The sequence below is a fragment of the Ruminococcus sp. AM26-12LB genome, assembly GCF_003480785.1.
GTDB lineage: Bacteria > Bacillota > Clostridia > Lachnospirales > Lachnospiraceae > Blautia_A > Blautia_A fusiformis.
The window spans coordinates 126,728-146,046 of sequence record NZ_QUJX01000006.1; the positions used below are offsets into that span (position 1 = coordinate 126,728).

The following is a 19,319-nucleotide window of genomic DNA, read 5'->3' on the forward strand; positions in this document are numbered from 1 at the left end:
CTTCTTTCTGTATAAATACGCAATGTGAATATATCTGTAAATACAATTAATTACATGTTTAAGATCTTTAAGAACCGGATGGGATCCGTACCAGAAGCTTCTGTCCGTCTTTTTCTACTGCTGTAAGAACGGGAATATGTTTTTTTCGCAGAGCATGAACGATGGGATACAGGGAAAACATGGCATTATCTGCAAAAACTGCTTCCGGTTTGTAGCGGAGGATTTCTTTAATCCTGTCTTTTATAAAGCTTTTCCATTCTGTCTTTTCCATGGAGAGTTCTCCGTAGATTCCGTTCAGAGTCAGCTCCGGTAATTGGGGAACCGGCAGATGTACGATCCTGGCAGAAGAAAGATCCGGAAGCTTTTGAAGCAGCATGTCTGTTTCTTTATTTCCGCCAAGGCTTACGATCACAGCTTCTTCATGGAAGGCGGCAAGACTGCTCCTGCAGGCAAGAACAGAATCCTCAAGGGTTCCGCAGGTCATGAGAAATCCTCCTTTATGACAAAAGGCTGCACTTTTAAGACCGGTTACCAAAGATAACTCTTCGCCTTCCAGGCCAAGCCAGGAAGAAGGAAAACTGCATTTGTAATTCATGGAATATTCTTTTTTCTGTGGCTGGATACAGTAACCGCCCCGGTTGGACGGAAAGATCACAAAAGCAATGTTGGTTTCCGAAAGGCGTTTTTGGCAGGGAATAAATTCCGGAAGTATAAGGATATTGGTATTTTCTGCCGGGGTATCGCCCGAAGCGAGGGAAGCAGCATGTTCTGTAAGAACTTCTTCCACCCGTCTGTCTGCACGTTCATTTCCAAGGTAACGCTCGAATTTATTTTCCAGGATCATGCCTGCCACACTGACTGCCTGGAAAAAGGCTTCGTCATTACTGCTTTTGGAATCCCATCCCGGATTAAAATTGCCGATCAGTGTGGCAAGTTCATTTTTTTCACCGGTATTATCATTGATATCCAGAGGCTGGACAAAGGATTCATCGAATTTTAGTGCCAGCTCCTCACCTAGGATTTCCGGTCCAAGCTTTTCCCAGAGAAGGCCGAAGGCCGCATATGGGACGCCATTATCGCGGATACGGCTGTCTTTCTGATGATGATCATACTGTCCTCTGCCAATATCAAAAACAAGACCTTCATAGTTTTCAGGAACCTGGTTTCCACGTGTGATGGTGATCTCGGGATTCAGATATAAAAGCAGAGCGGCAGAAAAAACATCGTCTGCGTGAAATTTCCCGCTGTGGGTGAATGCGGATGCATTTTTTTGTTTGATTTTTTCCAGTAAATGATTCATATGAAACGCTCCTGTGTGTTTATTCTGCTCTTCAGTATACCACAGAAATGAAGAATAAACAAAGTTTCCTACAGTTAAAAAGGGATCCGTCCTGAGGACAGATCCCTTTAAAAATTTACGTTCTTTTATGCTTTATGTACAAAATAGGACGTTCATATTCAATTTTATTATAATGCGCAGATAATTTTATCCTGATATGCTTCCGGAACTTCTTCTTTATCCAGAGACATACTGATAATAAAGGAAACTTTGAAGGTCTCACCGATGGCACTTAACTGATCCAGTGTTTCGGTTGCATCCTTTCCTTCAAGCTTGGCTGTTGTAAGGAAGCTGTCCAGATATACCTGCTCCAGATCATGATCCTGAGAGAGGATACCACAGATAAATCCTACAAACTCGTCCGCATTTTTAACCGGAAATCCGGAAACATCGATAAGGCGGACCTTGTTGTTCAGCTCATACATGTGCTTGGTGCTCTTGTCTAAGTAAACAATACTGCCGTTGGCGTCCTTAACAGCTCCGTTTACTTTGTCTAATAGTACTTTTGTTTTTCCTTTGCCTTTCTTTCCTACGATCAGTTCAACCATCCTGTTTTCCTCCTTAGACACATATAATAATTTTGAATAAAATTGCTATTGATATGTTTCAAATTATAGTGCATTGTGAATAAAATTGCAAGGGCTTTTTGAAAAAAACTGGTAATTTTAATCAAGCTTTACTGCTCTCTTTCATTTTCCATTTGTGCTTTTGCTTTCCTTCCGATCCGGGCAGTGCTGTTCATGATACTGGCCCGGGTAACCTTGTCGTTTCCGTACTTCAGACGGATGGAATCCAGTGCTGCATCCAGTTTCTGCTGGCGTTCCTTCTTGTGAGTATCCTCAAAAAAGGACAGTTGTTCAAAGGAATCATCCGTAAGACCGGTCAATGATACTCCCAAGAGCCGGAGTGGCTGTCTCATCCAGGACTCCTGAAAGAGGTTTTGGGCATTTCTGTAAATCTCTTCTGTGATATCGGTGGCATTTGGCAGTTTAGTCTGATGAGATTTGTTTCGAAAATCCAGGGTACGGAAGGTTACAGAAATGCAGGTGCATTTTTTCTTTTTGCGGCGCATGCGGGCGGCCAGAATATCGCATTGTTCCAGCAGGATCGGAAGTGCCTGCTCCAGTGAGACCAGATCATCGTTAAATGTAGTTTCCAGACTGAATCCTTTTGCTTCATCAGGTTTTGCTTTCACAGGGGAGTCATCCAATCCACAGGCATATTGATATAACTGCTGTCCTGCTTTTTCGCCGAGAAGTGCCTGTATCTTTGCTTTTTTTTCATGAGCCAGATCTCCGATGGTTCTGATCCCTGCGTCCTGCAGTTTTTTTTCAGAGGATCTGCCAAGAAAAAGAAGCTCTCTCACTGGAAGAGGCCACATTTTTACAGGGATTTCTTCCGGAAATAAAGTATGCACCTTATCTGGCTTTTCGAAATCAGAGGCCATTTTTGCAAGAAGTTTATTGGTGGAGATGCCGATATTTACGGTAAATCCGAGTTCTGCACGGATCTTATCCTTCAGCTCATGGGCAGTTGCCACCGGATCCGGGTAAATATAGGAGGTTCCGGTCATATCCAGAAAAACCTCATCAATGGAAAAGGATTCCATTACCGGTGCATAGGATCCACAGATTTTTTTGAAGGCTCTGGAACATTTATCGTATAATTCAAAGTCAGATGGAACGGCCACAAGATTCGGACATTTGCGAAAAGCCATAGCCATAGGCTCTCCTGTCTGGATTCCGTATTTTTTTGCAGGAATGGACTTGGCGACAACGATGCCGGTACGTTTACTGGGGTCTCCGCCAATACAGGAAGGGATGTCTCTCAGATCCGGAAGTCCCATCTTTACTCTTTTTGCTGCTTCCCAGGAAAGAAAAGCACTGTTTACATCAACATGAAAAATCAATCGTTCCATATAGGGTTCTTCTTTCAATTGTATAAAGTGTGTCTGTTATATCTATTTACAGATTTTTGCAGACAGCTGATCAAAAAGGTTCCGATATTCCTCTTCTACCTGTGAAAAAGGGTATTGCCGGTATTGGATCGGAACATGGACAACCGGTTTTGGAGTGTCCGGTGTTTCATTCAGAAGATATTTCAGGTCATACCAGAGCAGGTCATTGTCGATCTCCTTCAGCTTCTGCTCTTCTATGGCAGAAAGTCCGGATCCCAGATATTTCTGATAGATAATATTTAAAAGAGCTTCCTCCTGTTTCCGATACGCAGGAAGACTTTTCTTAAATGGTCTTGGAACATCGGACATATAACATTCGCTGGCATCGTGAAGAAGGGACGCCAGTATAAGACGGCCGGAATAGCCACGTGCTTCGGCTTCTTTGGCACAGAGGATGCAGTGCTGCCCTACAGAGAAAAAAGTCCTTACATGACCATTTCCGCGGCATAGAAGAGAAAGTGCGTGTGCAATGTCCTCAATGCAGATCAGCTCTTCGTCCGGATGTGTCGGATCAAAATGTTTTCCAGTGTATGTGGTAATGCAGTCGCCCATAAAATGTTACGCCTTTCTTTAAGCTTATGAATAAATATGATTATTTATTATAAACACCCAGAGAAAGTGTGTCTATATGATCGCGAAATAAATTTCGGGAACTGTTACAGAAAAACAAAAGAAATACATGGCTGTTTTACAAATATGAGTGATTCTGTGCTATAATACAAAAAAACGACAGGGAGATCATCAGCGATGAAACATATGGAAGAAATGAAGATTGCCGGATTAGCCATGGCATTATGTATCGTGATGCTGGGAATCTATATCGTCGTCCCAAAGGATGGAACGGTTTCTCATCTTACTGCTATTCCGGATAATAATGCGGCGGAGCCTGTTACAGATTCTACATCAGAGGGAACCGCTGATGCGGATTTTCCAATCTATACAGAGGACAGCTACAGCAGTGAGCCCGAGAGTTCTGACGATACTGGGGACGGAGATTCCTATACGGAAGAGCCGACTTATGATCCAGGTGATAATTCTTACGACGGCAATACGGATAGTGAAGCCAATGGAGCAGATACCTCGGATACTTCAGATACATCTTCAGATGGAACCGGTGAAGACGCAGGCAATTATGAAGATCCGGACAGTGGCTCCGGTGAAGTGGTCGATGACAATGATTACAGTGGTACTTCGGATACGGATCTTGATAGCAGTGAGACCGAAGATACCGGCAGTGATGGCACCAATGATACAGTAGAAATTAACTGAATGAATAAAAAAGCAGATCTGCGAAATAAAATTTCAAACAGATCTGCTTTTTTGTTTTTTGTATGGAATCCTGTCAGTTGATGTTCTGGAGCAAGGATGTCATTTCCTGATAAAGAACATCCTTTGAGGACGCACCCATGACGATGGAAATAAATGGCTTCCCATAAGCATTCTGGCTTAAAAGTGCCAGACAGTTACCGGCTTTATCGGTTGTTCCTGTTTTTCCTCCAAGGATAGTGACATCCTTAGGAGTTGCTGCCTCTCCGGTAAGATAATGATCTGTAGCGGGTAAGGTAGCACTTGCATCGGAACCATCGGAATGCTTATAGCTAACTGTATAAGATGCCATTTGTGTGATGTCTGTAAACTCCGGATAATTCAAGGCTTCTTTCAGCATCAGATAAATGTCATAAGGCGTTGTATAATGATTTTCGTCCTGAAGACCATGGGGATTGGTAAAGTGAGTTCCTGTACAGCCAAGTTCTGCAGCAAAGCTGTTCATCATCTCTACAAATTTATCTGTTGATCCACCTATATGTTCCGCAATGGCAGATGCTGCATCATTGGCAGAATAAACAAGAAGACAATGAAGAAGCTGATCCATGGTAACCTGATCTCCCGCCTGGAAACCAGCTACCTGAGAACCGGATTCCAGGGTAACATTCTCCTGTGAGATCGTTACTGTATCGTCCATGTTTCCATATTTCAGTGCAAGCATAGCTGTCATGATCTTTGTGATGCTGGCAGGATAAACCTTGTTGTAGGCACCTTTTGCATAGAGTACCTTTTTATCACTGAGATTCAGAAGCACACCGGACTGGCTGTCATCCAGACTGACAGAATCCAGAGCAACATCTTTTGTAACAACACAGAGATCATGGGCGAAACCTGCCGCGCGCTGCTCTTCTTTGGAAGTCAGAGTATTATCAAACTCGGAGAATGTATTGAAAGAATTTGCAGGAGTGGAAAAATCTCCGCCCTTCAGCATGTAAACACCAAAACCGCCAGCTGTGCATAGTACGATCAGCAGAAGAAGGAGAAAAATGGTGTTGCGAATCCTTTTGCGACGCATCCGTTTCATCCGGGTATTTTGAGCTTTACGTCTGGCAGAAACAGTTCCGTCAGACGGCGTGGAAGTTCTTTTTGTCCCCTTGGAAGCTGTATGTGCAGCCCGGGAAGCCTGACCTCTGGAAGGATTGCCAGAACGTACATGATTTTTTACAGGTTCTTTACGTGTCATAAGTATTCCTCTTTCCGAAAGTAGGTATCTGATTTCTGACCTTTTTTCTGTAATTCTTTATTATATGCACTGCTCTGCAGTCCTACATTGAGAACAAGTCCCATACCCATAAACAGACTGATCAGAGAAGTAAGACCATAGCTTACAAAAGGAAGCGGAGTACCTGTGTTTGGTGCAAGGCCGGTAGCAACACAGATGTTGATGAAGCTCTGTATGGAAACGATGCTTCCAACACCGCAGCATATGATCTTACCGGCAAGATCCTTGGCCCGCAGGCTCATACGGATACATTCAAAGGTGATCAGAAACAGCAGCAGTACGATCAGAGTACAGCCGATAAATCCGTACTGCTCTCCAGCCACCGCAAAAATAAAGTCGGTCTGATTCTCAGAAACAAAGTTTCCATCATTTACGGATGTAACACTGGTGTCATTACTGAAAGCACGTCCCACAAGCTCTCCGGAGGCGATGGCTGTTTTTGAGTTGTTCTGCTGTTCAATATCATCTGCGTATTCTTCGTTCTCTGGATACAGGAATGACATGATACGGTTTCTCTGGTAATCCTGTATCAGTTTCTGATCCGGCTGCACGATAATGGACAGAAAGATGATGGCCAGAGGAATCGCGATCAAGGCTACACCTCCGATGATCTTATAACTAAGTCCTGCGATGTAGATCAGAATACAGAACAGGACTGTTACGGTGATGGTGTTTTTCATATCCGGCTGTACATAGATCAGCATCAGTGGGATGACCAGAAGGACAGCTGATTGTATCAGAGTCTTTAAGGTATTCAGATCTTCCTCATGATCCATAAAAAATTTGGCAAAAAACAGGATAATGATGATCTTTGAAAGCTCGGTAGGCTGGAAACGGATAAAACCTAAATCCACCCATCTGGCAGCACCATTGGCGCTGGATCCGAAGAACCGGACAGCCAGAAGCATAACGATATTAAATCCATACATGATCCATTGAAAATTCAGCAGCCAGGAATAATCCATCAGTGAAAGGATCAGCATAAAGACCACACCGATGATCACACCCAGAAGCTGACGTGTGCGAAGGTAGTCGGCAGCTGTTCCTACAAGCTGAATTCCAATAAAGCTGATCGCCAGGAGAAAGATCACCAGTCGAAAATTGTAAAACCGCAGCTTATACTGTTTAATCATAAATTATGCATCTCTTTTCTTAAGTACGGGTATGACTGCATGCAGAACAGGTGGTTCCTGTGTGATCTGTATGGTCACCCCTGGTTCATCAATTACAACGTATTTTTTTACGGCATGTATCAGATCGTTCCGTAAAAGCTTCATCATCTGTGGAGAACAGTCTATGCGTTCCGATACAAGAAGAAGCTTCATCCTGTCGCGTGCATAGCCTGCAGAGTGGTTTTTCCCGGAGAAAAATCCCATAATCATTCCTCCCGTGATGAAAAATGTCAGACAGCAAAGCGTCTGTTATTTTCGAAAAATGCTGCCAAGACGGTGGAATACACCATTTTTTCGACGCACAGTAACATAAGGGACCTCTTCGCCCATAAGCCTCCGGCAGATATTGCGATACTCTTCTTCTGCCTGGGAATTTTTTCCGGATAAAGGTTCTCCCTGATTTGTGGAGATCACGATCTGTTCATCATCCAGGATCGCACCGATCAGATCTACAGCCAGGATTTCCAACACATCTTCTACGGACATCATATCACCTCTGGCGATCATTTCCGGTCGAAGCCGGTTGATGATCAGGCGGATATCACGGAGCCCTCCGGACTCCAGCAACCCGATGATACGGTCTGCATCCCGGATCGCGGAAACTTCCGGTGTGGTCACGACCAGTGCACGGTCCGCTCCGGCTACTGCATTTTTGAATCCCTGTTCAATTCCTGCCGGACAATCCAGAAGGACATAATCGAATTCTTCCCGGAGATCATCGGTAAGCTTGATCATCTGTTCCGGAGATACGGCAGTTTTGTCCTTGGTCTGGGCAGACGGAAGAAGATACAGTTCTGAATGCCGACGATCCCGGATCAGTGCCTGTTTCAGGCGGCAGCTCCCATTGATCACATCAACCAGATTATAAACAATACGGTTCTCCAGTCCCATGACAACATCCAGATTTCGGAGTCCGATATCGGTATCTACAACTGCAACCTTTTTTCCCATGGCAGCCAGTCCGGTCCCGATATTTGCCACGGTGGTGGTTTTTCCAACACCGCCTTTTCCAGATGTAATGACAATGACTTCACTCATGTTTTTTGATTCCTCCTATAAAATGTTCCACACTTCTGGTATCCTCATAAAGTTTGTTTAGTCATTCGATACATTACTGGTATCGCTTGCTGCATAGCCAGTGAGAATGGTGCTTTCATCTGCAAGTCCGAAAATGTATTTAAAGATATCATTAGCTGCAAGGCAGGCATTACCGGATGCATATCCGTTTGCGATTCGTACAGATATTGCGTACTTGGGATCAGAAACAGGCGCATATCCGATAAAAAGTGCATTGTTCGGATGATAATAGTCAATCTCGGCAGTACCGGTTTTTCCTGCTACTTCAACTCCAAGTCTGTTAAACTGATCATGAGTCTGCACTACACGATACATACCGTCATGGATGGCATCCCAGATATTGCTGGAAAGATCCAACTGTCCAGCTGTTTTGGAAGGATATTCCTTTATAAGTTTTCCTTTGGAATCCGTCACACGGTCCAGAAGGGAAAGCTTGTAGATCGTACCGGAAGTGGCGATCGTTGACGCATAGCGTGCAAGCTGGCTGGTCGTAAACGTATTGGTACCCTGTCCAATATAGGAAGGAACCGCGTTTTTGTCAGAAACCTGCGGAGAAGCCTCGGAAATTTCAATGCCGGTTTTCTGATCCAATCCCATGAGGGAAGCATATTTCTGAAGCATTCCAAGACTTCTGGCTTCAGAAAAATTACCTTCGGAATCTTTACCAAGTTCGAAACCGATCGTAGTGAAAAATACGTTACAGGACTGCTCAATGGCCTCACGGATATCAAGAGAACCGTGGCCCTGTTTATTCCAGCAGTTGATCGGAGGTGTTACAAGGTCAAAGCTTCCTGTACATTCAATATATGTGCCATCATCTATTACACCCTCGGACATGCCGGCAACAGTAGATAAGATCTTTAAGGTAGATCCTGGAGCCGTCTTCTGCTGTGTTGCCTTGTTGAAGAACGGGCTGGAAAGATCTGTGGAAAGCTTTGCATAATAATCGGTGTCCATATTGTTGGTCAGACGATTATTATCATATCCCGGATAGGAAACACATGCGAGAACATTTCCGGTTGTAGTATCTGTGATCACCGCAGATGCAGAGCACGGAGCCAACGCAAGCTGGGCCGGTGTGATCTCAAGATTTGCGATCTTGCGATACATGAAGGTGTAGGCATCAAGACCACCGGAGGCCATTGTCTGATACAGTTCGTCTTCTTTTGAAAGAACGCCCTGTTCATAGAGAACAAGACACAGATCTTCTCCACTGATGGTGTCTTCCTGAAGCATATATTTATACAGAAGCTTTGAAAAGCCTGTATCTGTCTTCAGGTAATCAATGATATAGGCGGTAAGAGCCTGATAGATCTCTTCAGAATCCAGATATTCTCCGGAGGTTGAGATCTGGGAAATATCGATCCAGTTCTGACTGGCAGCATAGTTCAGATAATCCTTCAGACTGATACTCTGGTCATTTTTCCAGGCTTTGTATGTTTCATCTGCGGTATCAATGGAATCACTTTTCAGTACCTTCAGGGTATTGGTAAGAAGATCATCACAGATATAGGTAAGATATTCCTGCATCTGCGTATCTTCATCCTTATAGGCTGGAGGATTGTCACCTGTCAGCCTGTTACTTATTGTATCAAAAACCTGTTGCTGTTTTTGCTGAAATTTGGCGTATAAATTTTTTTCTGTATCGGAAGCATCTGCATCGCTGAATTTATTGATATCGATCACACTGTTTGCGATCAGTGCATTGTATACATCATAGATTGGGATGGTGATCTTACTTGCATCTTTCTCTGCTTCATAATCAAAGCTTTTATTTGGTGTCAGTTTAGAGAGGACAATACCGGCAACACGCTGTTCCAGGATCTGGTAAATACTCTTCTGCCAGTCGGAATCAATGGTCAGATAAACATCGTTTCCGGCCACAGGATCAACAGTTTTGGAATTGTCAATATCAAGGACTTTACCAAGATTATCAACTGTGACCGTTTCTTCTCCATCTTTTCCCTGAAGTTCAAGCTCCATATACTGTTCGATCCCGGCTTTTCCAACAACCGCATCATTGGAATAATCAGGATTATCCTTACGAAGGGTTTCCAGTTCTTCAGAAGAGGCCTGGCCTGTGTAACCGAGGATCGGCGCCATACTCTCATCGTCCACATATTTTCTGGTGGAATCTTCTACAATGTCAATACCCTGGAGAGCGGCCTGATTTTCTTTTATGGCTGCCACAGATTTTTCACTGACATTTGTTGCAATGGTCACCGGCATATATTTCTTGAAACTGTTGGTGTTCAGCTGATAGCGCATGATAGCAATTTCGAGGATTTCCTGTTTGGTAAGCTCTTCCGGAAGAGAATGTGCGGCAAGTTCTTCCGGGGTGTAGGCATCTTTTCCGTAAAGAACGATAGAAAATCCGTTGCTTCCGGTAAGATGATCCATGATCTGGGCTGCGGTTGCGTTTTTCTGTTCATCACTGAGATCATCAATCTGTGCTTCTCCGTAAATATCCGCACGGAAACGGTTAAGAGTAAATCCTTCATCTACATCAAAAGCATAGTCGCCATGATCATTGACGGTAATATGAAAATTATCAGATAAGCTGTCCCCGTTTTTGGAAAGGATCTGTAATACCTGGTAGGCGATACCGTTCAGAGTCAGATTCTTTTCTCTGGTGCTGTTGTATGTACCGCTATCTTCGAATGTGACAGAATATGCAAGTACATTGGAGGCGACAACTGTGCCGTTACGGTCATAAATATTACCACGGGTGCTTTTGATCACGCGTGTTTTGGTGGTACGTGTCTGAAATTTACTGATGTAATCCTCTCCCTGTATGATCTGCAGACTGAAAAGCTGCCGGACCAGGACAGATGACAGAAAAATAAATACGATCACAAGAACTGTAGTACGTTTCAGACGGATTTTTTTGATGATTTTTTTTATTTTAATTCCCAAATAGACTCACTTTCTTTCCTTACAGTATCCATTAAGTGGTAGTTGATCCAGTAAAATACCCGGTATACGATGATGGTGAGAAAAACCGTATATACAATCTCGGGGATAATGATCCTGTATATGTAGGTCCAGAATCCAAGACGGCCTCTGAGCAGAAACTGGAGGCCATACACAGCCAGATTATAAAGAAGATCTGTTCCTGCTACAAGAAAAAGCGGAACTTTCAGATCATCATCATAAAAACTGCGGAATGCATAGCCGCTGATAAAACCTATATACATATAGATCAGTGCATAAAATCCAAACAATGATCCATAAAAGAGATCGACAAAAAGCCCGGAAAAAAATCCAGTCCACAGACCGACTTTTCTTCCACGCATAAGTCCCATGGATACACACAGGATCAAAAGCAGATTTGGAGTGATGGATCCAATGGAAATACGGTCCATTACTGTGCACTGAAGGAGAAAACAGACAATGATAGTGATAAATAATATAATCCTATTTTTCATTGGACGCATCCTCCGATTTGTCTATCGCGTCCTGTTTATTGGTGGTGATCACAAATACATCTTTCAGATGACCGAAATCAACCGGTGTAACGATCGTACCTGTTTTTGTCAGGTTATTGGGATCCTGCTGGATCTCACTGACATAACCAATAAACAGTCCTTCCACATATTTTTCACTGATGTTCGAGGTGACAATACGTTCTCCGACTGTTACCTTGTTATCCTGATCGTAAAGCTGCTCAAAGCTTAATTTGCCTTCATCGATCAGTTTCAGATCTCCAGTGACAACGCAGTTGTCGGAAGTACTGACTGCCATGGCACTGACATTGCTGCTGTCATCGATGATGGAACGGACAGTAGCCCAGGAAGGTCCCACTTCTGTAACGATACCCACAAGACCCTTTCCGGCGATCACGTTGTTATCAACCCGGATCCCGTTATTACTGCCTTTGTTGATCATAAAGGTATCATACCAGTTTCCGGGATCTTTGGAGATTATCCTTGCGGCAACCTTGGGATAGTCGGTATATTCCTGATCAAGATCGTAAAGTTCCTTCAGGCGTGTGAGCTCTGTCTGGTCCTGAATCAGGATGTTATTCTGTTCCGTAAGACTGTTGATCTGACTTTTCAGCTCTTCGTTTTCCTGAAGCACGTCCTGTTTATCACGAAGATTGTTTTTTACATTTCCAAATATATCGCTGACACCGGCGATCCCCTTTTCAAAGGGAACGATAAGAAAACCGGCTGCTTCCTGAAGTGGTGCGGAAGAGGTTCCGGAGGCTGCTGTAGCTACGATGCAGCTTCCACAGAAAAATGTCATGATTACCAGAAGATGTTTACTTTTTAAATTAAAATGAAAACGCACTTTTTTTCGGATGTTTTTCATTATATATGCCCCTTTACAGTTTTTTCTGCTTTACCGGCTGGGCCCATTTGCGCAGGTTTCTGTCGCGGATGATCTTTTCCAGGCCGTATGCTGCAGAAGTTTCATACAGATCAGAAAGATTAAAAGCAAATCCTGTATAGCTAGCCAGATAGTTATCTATATAAGGAAGCCGTGTACTGCCGCCGGTCAGATAAATGCCCTCTTTTGCGATATGATAAGCGATCTGTGGCGGGGTACGTTCCAGAAAAGATTTCATTTCTGCTGCGATCTGGTTCACACAGTTGGCGATCCCTTCATTGACAACGTAGGCAGAAATAACTTCTTCTCGTGGAAGTCCAGAAATACTGTCGATCCCGACTACTTTTCGGGCTTCTTTTTTCTGATCATTCAGTCTTCCCATAACTACTTTCAGACGTTTTGCAGTTCGTGTTCCAATCTGAAGATTATAATGTTTTCGGATCTCGCTGCAGATAGATTCGTTCATCTGTCTGCCTCCGATGGGGATCTTACGGCTGATGATGATCTTGCCGTCGGTTATGATGGAAAACTCTGTACTCTGTGCACCGATGTTTACGATCATGCTGCCCTGATTCTTTTCAGGGTCGATTCCCATGGCAATGGCATCTGCAATAGGGGACTCCACCATAAAAACACGGTTTTTCCGCAGCCAGTGACCATTGACCAGATGATAGTATGCCCTCTTTTCGATAGCAGTCATATCAAGTGGTACGGAGAAATACATGTCTGCTCCGAGACCGGATGTATGATCGATTTTTTTTATCATGCTGTAAAGGACGATCTCCTGCAATTCCAGATTTGCCAGCATACCGAAAGCCATAGGAGAATTTACGGAAATATCTGCAGGTGATTTTTCAAACATTTCATAAGCTTCGTTCCCTATGGCAAGGATCCGGCGTCCTCTGTAGGCTACCATGTTCTTTTCTATGTAACTTTTGTTTCTGAAAAATGAATAGACTTTTACAGAGCTGCTTCCAAGGTCTACTCCGTAATTATTTCTAAAAAGCATAAATCTGTCCCTTCACTTAAGTATATTCATCAAAAATCCCTTTTTCGCGGAAACTGACATACCTGTGATCACCGATGATGATATGATCCAGAAGATGGATGCCGAGGAGTTCACCACAATGATAGATCCGTTCCGTAACATCCAGATCAGCCTGGCTGGGGGAGGGATCGCCTCCTGGATGATTGTGGACCAGGATCAGGTTCACCGCCCGATACTTTACAGCTTCTACAAAGACTTCTCTTGGTGTGATCAGTGTGGCATTGACTGTACCGCGGCTTAAAAGCTGTTCCCCCGACAAATGGTTATGTCCGTCCAGCATCATGCAGTAAAGCAATTCCTGCTCTTCATGCCGGAGCCGCTCCATATAATATTTCGCAATGGTTACCGGATGGTGAAAAGACAATTCCGGTTTTGCAGCTGCGGTTGCCATACGCTTGGAAAGTTCCCCGATACATTTCAGCTGTATGGCTTTTACCTTACCGATCCCATGGATCTTCATCAGTTCCTGCATGGAAATATGAAACAGTCCAAGCAGGCCACTGTATCCGGTCTGTTTCGATAAATTTAGGATTTTATCTGCCAGAGTCAGGGAACTGGATCCCTGTACGCCACAGCGCAGGATCACGGCAAGAAGCTCTCGATCGCTTAAGGACTGTTCTCCTTCCCGCAGACATTTTTCATACGGACGCTGATAATCTGGCATTTCCATTATAGTATCTTTCATATGATTTCCCTTTTCGCTCTCGAAGAAGGGGATGCAAAATTGCAGAAGTTATTTTAGCATAAAAAAGCAGGGATGTACACTCTATCCCGGAAATTTCCACTTTTTTCACATTTTGTTTACAGGCAGGGCATAAACAGAAGCGACTGCTTCTGCCACCTTGATCCCGTCCATCGCTGCGGATGTAATGCCTCCGGCGTAACCGGCGCCCTCTCCGCAGGGGTAGATCCCTTCTATATTGGAAGTGAGCTTTTTCGGTTCCCGAACGATCCGTACAGGAGAAGAGGTACGGCTTTCTACTCCTTCCAGCAATGCATCCGGTCGGTCAAAACCGGAAAGCTTTTTTCCAAAAGCATGGATTCCTGCTTCAATGGAATCGCCGATCTCTTTCGGGAAAATACTGCGGACATCGGTAAGTGTATAAGCTCCTTTGATACAGGGAATCACATCTCCAAGCCTGGTACTTTTCTGATGGGTACAGTAATCTTTGAAAAGCTGTACCGGAATTTTTCCTTTTCCGGCTTCCCAGGCAGCGCGCTCCAGTTTTCGCTGCAGAGCGATTCCGCCGAGAACTCCCTCTTCAGGAAAATCAGAAGGGTTTACCGTAACGATGATAGCACTGTTGGCATTATGGCTGTCACGTGCCTGATAGCTCATACCATTCACTGCAAGCATACCTTCTTCAGAAGATGCATTTACAACATATCCGCCGGGACACATACAGAAAGAATAAACGCCACGTCCGTTTTCCAGTGTATGGGTAACCTTGTAGCTGGATGCACCCAGACGGTCGTTTTCCGGTTCCCCGTAAAGATCCTGGTTGATCATGGTCTGCGGATGTTCCACACGTACCCCCACTGCAAAAGATTTCGGCTCCATGTTAATATTGTGTTTTTCCAGCATGGCAAACGTATCTCTGGCGCTGTGGCCGGGAGCAAGAATGCAGATTTCTGTCGGTATTTCCTCTTTTGCATTGACAATGACTGCAGTAAGCTTCCGGTCACGGATCATCAGATCAGTTACTGTGGAACGAAAACGGAATTCCCCGCCCATTTCTTCAATCTGATGACGCATAAACTGAACGATACCTACAAGCTGATCTGTGCCAAGATGAGGCTTTTGCTGGTAAAGGATCTCAGAGGGAGCTCCTGCCTCCACAAATCGGGAAAGAACTTCCTTTCCTCTTCCAAAAGTATCTTTTACCAGAGTATTCAGCTTTCCATCGGAAAAAGTCCCTGCACCGCCCTCTCCGAACTGTACATTGGAATCCGGATCCAAGATGCCGTTTTTCCAGAAATTTTCCACGGTTTCCTGGCGTTTGTCTGCTTCTTCTCCCCGTTCCAGTACCAGTGGACAGTACCCGGCTTTGGCCAGGTACCAGGCACAGAATAATCCTGCAGGTCCGCTTCCGATCACTACAGGACGATGGGAAAGAGTTTCAGAGCCAGATGAGGGAAAATGATATTTTTTCTCAGAGGTTAACATAATATTTTTATCGTGAACTTTTTTGAGAACACGGGATTCGTTATCCAGTTTAATATCTACAGTGTAGACAAATTTTTTGTCCTCTTTGTGCCGGGCATCCAGAGATTGTTTTCGGATCTCATAGGTGAACGGCTGATTTCCAAGACGAAGCATTTTTGCTATTTTTCGGTGAAGCTGCTCTTCTGTATGAGTGATGGGAAGCTTCAGCTGTGTGATCCGGATCATTTTTCTTCCTCCTTTGCTGCCCAGATACCGGCGGCAGCTCCGCTTGACCACGCCCACTGCAGGTTATAACCTCCGCAGGTACCGTCAATGTCAAGGAGCTCTCCGGCAAAATAAAGACCTTTATGAAGTCTGGACTCCATGGTTTTGCTGTGAACTTCAGACGTATCCACTCCACCGGAACAAACCTGTGCCTGTTCAAAGGAAAGGCCGTTTTTTACCGGGAGACGAAAATCGGTGATCCCGCGGATAAGATCCTTCTGTGCACATAAAACACGGATCAGTTTTTCAGGAAAAAGTCCGATGAGAAGTTCTTTTTCTGTTTTGTAAGGGCAGGCTGCTTTTCTGTGCTCCAGGTATTCTTCCAGCTCTTTCCGGTTCAGTTCCGGAAAAAAATTTATGGAAAGCTCCACATTTTTGTTTTCATGGACGGCACGGATAGCATAGCGGGAAATCTGGAATACCGGGATCCCGGATACACCGTAATCGGTAAGCTGCAGTTCTCCCTGCTGGGAGACTGTCGGTGTGCCGTCTATATAAAGTGTTATCTTCCCTTCTGTCCGTACACCACTCCAGCCGGAAAAAGAATTTCCCTTACATTTCAGAGCTGTCAGTGCGGGAAGGGGTTCGATCAGATGATGTCCGAGACTTTTTGCAATTTCATATCCGCTTTCGCAGGAACCTGCAACGGAAGACGCACGGGAACCATTTGCAAGGATCACGGCATCACCACTGTAGGTCCATCCGTCCGTATGGATCTTCCACTGTCCATCTGCAAAAGACACGCCGGTAACGGTCTGATTGGTTTTCAGCTTTACCTTCAGGCTGCGTGCCTTCATGACAAGAACATCTACCACACTCTGTGCCTGGTTGCTTCGGGGATAGATCCATCCGCTGCGGTCTGTGGTACAGATTCCCAGTTCCTGAAAGAATTTCAGAGTTTTTTCCACAGGAAACTGTGCCAGGGCATCTTTGACAAATTCCGGATGGGATCCCCGGTAAGCGTTTTCATCCTGCTTCAGATTTGTCATATTACAGCGTCCATTTCCTGTAGCACAGATTTTTCTTCCGGGACGGTCATTCTGTTCCAGAACCGTAACCGCTGCTCCGTTTATGGCAGCCTGAATAGCCGCCATAAGGCCGGAAGCACCTGCTCCTACGACAAAGACCTGCTTTTTTAAGTCCTGTCCTTCGGATTTTTTCATAATTTCACAAGTTCCTTATCAACCATATACTGAAGAGATTTCAGGATTCCAAGTTTAGCATGCTCCCAGGTAAGACCACCCTGGAAATAAACAGCATAAGGTGGTTTCATAGGACCATCGGCAGAAAGCTCGATGGAAGAACCCTGGATGAAAGCACCTGCAGCCATGATGACCTGACTGTCATACCCTGGCATATCCCACGGTTCCGGTGTCACAAAACTGTCTACCGGTGCTGCAGCCTGGATACCCTGGCAGAATGCTACAAGACCTTCCGGTGTTCCAAGGGTGACTGCCTGGATGATATCCTGACGTGGTTCTGTGCTGTTCGGTACCACCGGGAAACCAAGTTTTTCGTAAATGTTTGCTGCAAAAACGGCGCCTTTTAAAGCTCCTTTGGTAACCATCGGTGCAAGGAAAAATCCCTGGTACAGAGAACGGTTTACACCAAGGGTTGCCCCCACTTCCATGCCCAGTCCCGGGCAGGTCATACGGTAGGAAGCGTTTTCCACACAGTCTTTTCTTCCGGCGATATATCCGCCGATAGGGGCAAGACCGCCGCCTGGATTTTTGATCAGGGAACCCACCATGATATCTGCACCTACATCACTTGGCTCTATGGTATCTACGAACTCACCGTAGCAGTTATCTACCATGCAGATCACATCCGGTTTGATCTTCTTTACAAAAGCGATCAGCTCACCGATCTGTTTTACAGAGAAGGAAGGACGAGTCTGATAGCCTTTGGAACGCTGAATGGTTACCAGTTTTGTTTTTTCATTGACTGCCTTTTTGATATTTTCATAATCAAAGGTACCATCCTCAAGAAGGTCTACCTGACGGTATTTTACACCATATTCTGTAAGAGAACCGTTGGACGGACGGATCCCGATGACTTCTTCCAGAGTATCATATGGTTTGCCTACAGGGGAAAGAAGCTCATCGCCCGGGCGTAAGTTTCCAAACAGTGCAATGGCAAGTGCGTGGGTTCCGCAGGTGATCTGCGGGCGGACCAGGCAGGCTTCTGTGTGGAATGTATCCGCATAGACCTGCTCCAGGGTCTCGCGTCCAAGGTCATTGTAGCCATAACCGGAGGAAGCTCCGAAACATGCCTCACTGACACGGTTTTTCTGCATGGCATGGATAACCTTCATCTGGTTATACTCTGCAGTTTTATCAAATTTTTCAAAACGTTCTTTCAGGGAATCTTCTACAGTTTTACCGAAATCGTAAACTGCGGAAGAGATTCCAAGCTGTGCATATAATTCTTTCATGATCATTTTTCCTTTTTTATTTTATTTGGCAGGAGGGATTCCCTTTTCCCTGCATACAGAAAGCATGTAGGAAAGGATCCTGCTGTCATCGTAATCAAAGTTATCTTTATCTACCCAGGTTACTTCGTCTTCTCTGCGGAACCAGGTAAGCTGACGTTTGGCAAAGTGTCTGGTGTCACGTTTCAGGACCCTTACAGCTTCCTCATAAGAATAGTTTCCGTCCATCCAGTCCAGGATTTCCTTATAGCCAAGCCCCTGCATGGAAACCATTCCCCTGTGGCAGCCCATCTCCCGAAGCTTTTTAACTTCTTCTGTCAGACCGTTTTTCAGCATTTCGTCCACTCTTGTGTCAATGCGTTCATAGAGAAGTGGGCGTGGTGCGTTCAGGACGAAATAAGCCAGTGCATAGGGACTGGTATGCTCCTTCTGTTCTTCATTATGTTCGGAGATCCTGGTACCGTTCTGTTTATAAAATTCCAGGGCACGTATCACCCGCTTGACATTGTTCTCATGGATATCTTCGGCTGACTTGGGATCGACCTTGGCAAGCATGTCATGGAGAAATGCAGGCCCCTTCTGCTCTGCCAGCTCTTCCAGCTCCCTGCGGTAATGTTCATCCTGGTCGGAGCTGGTAAAATCAATATCTCTGGTCACAGACTGAATATAAAATCCTGTGCCGCCTACCAGGATCGGAATCCGGCCTTTGTCATAAATTTTGTCCATGGCATCTTTTGCCATCTGCTGAAAAAGGACAATGTTAAAATCTTCTGTTGGCTCCAGTACATCCACCAGATGATGTGGGACGCCATCCATTTCTTCCGGCGTGATCTTGGCGGAACCGATATCCATATGGCGGTAAACCTGCATGGAATCCGCGGAAATGATCTCTCCGTTTACTGCTTTTGCAAGGGCAATGGAAAGTTTTGTTTTTCCCACGGCAGTAGGGCCGGTAAGGACGATAAGAGGTTTTTTCATATATTT

The 19,319-nt window shown here is 44.8% G+C and carries 18 protein-coding genes; 1 reads left to right on the forward strand and 17 read right to left on the reverse strand.

The features are described from left to right. Positions 1–67: 67 nt before the first annotated feature. The 4 genes from DW694_RS06135 to DW694_RS06150 form a co-directional block, all read right to left on the reverse strand. Entirely contained in the window at positions 68–1,300 is a 1,233-nt protein-coding gene (locus DW694_RS06135) for an MYG1 family protein (protein WP_114001617.1), read from the reverse strand. Between the two features lie 167 nt (positions 1,301–1,467). After that, positions 1,468–1,887, reverse strand: a complete 420-nt coding sequence (locus tag DW694_RS06140; RefSeq protein WP_021652042.1) for a hypothetical protein — start codon at positions 1,885–1,887, stop codon at positions 1,468–1,470. A gap of 128 nt (positions 1,888–2,015) precedes the next feature. After that, positions 2,016–3,257: a DNA polymerase IV gene (locus DW694_RS06145; RefSeq protein ID WP_118752705.1), complete on the reverse strand. Its 1,242-nt coding sequence runs from the start codon at positions 3,255–3,257 to the stop codon at positions 2,016–2,018. A gap of 42 nt (positions 3,258–3,299) precedes the next feature. After that, positions 3,300–3,848, reverse strand: a complete 549-nt coding sequence (locus tag DW694_RS06150; protein WP_021652040.1) for a hypothetical protein — start codon at positions 3,846–3,848, stop codon at positions 3,300–3,302. Between the two features lie 195 nt (positions 3,849–4,043). On the opposite strand from DW694_RS06150, the gene DW694_RS06155 reads away from it, so the two are divergent. After that, a complete protein-coding gene (locus DW694_RS06155) occupies positions 4,044–4,565 on the forward strand; it encodes a hypothetical protein (protein WP_118752706.1) in 522 nt (173 codons plus the stop codon). Positions 4,566–4,638: 73 nt separating this feature from the next. Here the strand turns inward: DW694_RS06155 and DW694_RS06160 are convergent, their stop codons facing one another. The 13 genes from DW694_RS06160 to miaA all read right to left on the reverse strand — a co-directional run bounded on the left by DW694_RS06160 (position 4,639) and on the right by miaA (position 19,313). Then, positions 4,639–5,805: a serine hydrolase gene (locus tag DW694_RS06160; RefSeq protein WP_118752707.1), complete on the reverse strand. Its 1,167-nt coding sequence runs from the start codon at positions 5,803–5,805 to the stop codon at positions 4,639–4,641. Further along, positions 5,802–6,977 (reverse strand): FtsW/RodA/SpoVE family cell cycle protein, encoded by a 1,176-nt coding sequence (locus DW694_RS06165; protein ID WP_015525128.1) that lies wholly within the window; start codon positions 6,975–6,977, stop codon positions 5,802–5,804. The genes DW694_RS06160 and DW694_RS06165 overlap by 4 nt, the downstream gene beginning before the upstream one ends. A 3-nt stretch (positions 6,978–6,980) precedes the next feature. Then, positions 6,981–7,220 carry a cell division topological specificity factor MinE gene (minE, locus tag DW694_RS06170; RefSeq protein WP_015525127.1) on the reverse strand — a complete coding sequence of 80 codons (240 nt, stop codon included), beginning with the start codon at positions 7,218–7,220 and terminating at the stop codon, positions 6,981–6,983. Between the two features lie 45 nt (positions 7,221–7,265). Further along, entirely contained in the window at positions 7,266–8,054 is a 789-nt protein-coding gene (gene minD / locus DW694_RS06175) for a septum site-determining protein MinD (protein ID WP_118752708.1), read from the reverse strand. A gap of 57 nt (positions 8,055–8,111) precedes the next feature. Beyond that, on the reverse strand, positions 8,112–11,009 hold the full coding sequence (locus DW694_RS06180; RefSeq protein ID WP_118752709.1) for a penicillin-binding transpeptidase domain-containing protein: 2,898 nt from the start codon (positions 11,007–11,009) through the stop codon (positions 8,112–8,114). Then, positions 10,994–11,521, reverse strand: coding sequence for a rod shape-determining protein MreD (gene mreD / locus DW694_RS06185; RefSeq protein ID WP_021652034.1), 528 nt, complete (start codon positions 11,519–11,521; stop codon positions 10,994–10,996). Before mreD ends, DW694_RS06180 begins: the two co-directional genes overlap by 16 nt. Next, on the reverse strand, positions 11,511–12,407 hold the full coding sequence (gene mreC / locus DW694_RS06190) for a rod shape-determining protein MreC (RefSeq protein WP_022427290.1): 897 nt from the start codon (positions 12,405–12,407) through the stop codon (positions 11,511–11,513). The genes mreD and mreC overlap by 11 nt, the downstream gene beginning before the upstream one ends. Before the next feature lie 13 nt (positions 12,408–12,420). Then, positions 12,421–13,434: a rod shape-determining protein gene (locus tag DW694_RS06195; protein ID WP_021652032.1), complete on the reverse strand. Its 1,014-nt coding sequence runs from the start codon at positions 13,432–13,434 to the stop codon at positions 12,421–12,423. 16 nt (positions 13,435–13,450) lie between these two features. After that, a complete protein-coding gene (radC, locus tag DW694_RS06200) occupies positions 13,451–14,158 on the reverse strand; it encodes a DNA repair protein RadC (protein WP_022427291.1) in 708 nt (235 codons plus the stop codon). 105 nt (positions 14,159–14,263) lie between these two features. Then, positions 14,264–15,865 carry an FAD-dependent protein gene (locus DW694_RS06205; RefSeq protein ID WP_118752710.1) on the reverse strand — a complete coding sequence of 534 codons (1,602 nt, stop codon included), beginning with the start codon at positions 15,863–15,865 and terminating at the stop codon, positions 14,264–14,266. Continuing rightward, positions 15,862–17,067: an NAD(P)/FAD-dependent oxidoreductase gene (locus DW694_RS06210; protein ID WP_118752711.1), complete on the reverse strand. Its 1,206-nt coding sequence runs from the start codon at positions 17,065–17,067 to the stop codon at positions 15,862–15,864. Before DW694_RS06210 ends, DW694_RS06205 begins: the two co-directional genes overlap by 4 nt. Next, complete coding sequence (locus tag DW694_RS06215) at positions 17,064–18,344, reverse strand: methionine gamma-lyase family protein (RefSeq protein ID WP_353615801.1); 1,281 nt, start codon at positions 18,342–18,344, stop codon at positions 17,064–17,066. The genes DW694_RS06210 and DW694_RS06215 overlap by 4 nt, the downstream gene beginning before the upstream one ends. Positions 18,345–18,359: 15 nt before the next feature. After that, positions 18,360–19,313, reverse strand: a complete 954-nt coding sequence (miaA, locus tag DW694_RS06220) for a tRNA (adenosine(37)-N6)-dimethylallyltransferase MiaA (protein ID WP_118752712.1) — start codon at positions 19,311–19,313, stop codon at positions 18,360–18,362. Between the last annotated feature and the right edge of the window lie 6 nt (positions 19,314–19,319).

Coding starts and splice junctions, on each gene's coding strand:
- DW694_RS06135 (WP_114001617.1), bottom strand. CDS start 1,300: ATGAATCATTTACTGGAAAAAATCAAACAAAAAAATGCATCCGCATTC.
- DW694_RS06140 (WP_021652042.1), bottom strand. CDS start 1,887: ATGGTTGAACTGATCGTAGGAAAGAAAGGCAAAGGAAAAACAAAAGTA.
- DW694_RS06145 (WP_118752705.1), bottom strand. CDS start 3,257: ATGGAACGATTGATTTTTCATGTTGATGTAAACAGTGCTTTTCTTTCC.
- DW694_RS06150 (WP_021652040.1), bottom strand. CDS start 3,848: ATGGGCGACTGCATTACCACATACACTGGAAAACATTTTGATCCGACA.
- DW694_RS06155 (WP_118752706.1), top strand. CDS start 4,044: ATGAAACATATGGAAGAAATGAAGATTGCCGGATTAGCCATGGCATTA.
- DW694_RS06160 (WP_118752707.1), bottom strand. CDS start 5,805: ATGACACGTAAAGAACCTGTAAAAAATCATGTACGTTCTGGCAATCCT.
- DW694_RS06165 (WP_015525128.1), bottom strand. CDS start 6,977: ATGATTAAACAGTATAAGCTGCGGTTTTACAATTTTCGACTGGTGATC.
- minE (WP_015525127.1), bottom strand. CDS start 7,220: ATGGGATTTTTCTCCGGGAAAAACCACTCTGCAGGCTATGCACGCGAC.
- minD (WP_118752708.1), bottom strand. CDS start 8,054: ATGAGTGAAGTCATTGTCATTACATCTGGAAAAGGCGGTGTTGGAAAA.
- mreD (WP_021652034.1), bottom strand. CDS start 11,521: ATGAAAAATAGGATTATATTATTTATCACTATCATTGTCTGTTTTCTC.
- mreC (WP_022427290.1), bottom strand. CDS start 12,407: ATGAAAAACATCCGAAAAAAAGTGCGTTTTCATTTTAATTTAAAAAGT.
- DW694_RS06195 (WP_021652032.1), bottom strand. CDS start 13,434: ATGCTTTTTAGAAATAATTACGGAGTAGACCTTGGAAGCAGCTCTGTA.
- radC (WP_022427291.1), bottom strand. CDS start 14,158: ATGAAAGATACTATAATGGAAATGCCAGATTATCAGCGTCCGTATGAA.
- DW694_RS06205 (WP_118752710.1), bottom strand. CDS start 15,865: ATGATCCGGATCACACAGCTGAAGCTTCCCATCACTCATACAGAAGAG.
- DW694_RS06210 (WP_118752711.1), bottom strand. CDS start 17,067: ATGAAAAAATCCGAAGGACAGGACTTAAAAAAGCAGGTCTTTGTCGTA.
- DW694_RS06215 (WP_353615801.1), bottom strand. CDS start 18,344: ATGATCATGAAAGAATTATATGCACAGCTTGGAATCTCTTCCGCAGTT.
- miaA (WP_118752712.1), bottom strand. CDS start 19,313: ATGAAAAAACCTCTTATCGTCCTTACCGGCCCTACTGCCGTGGGAAAA.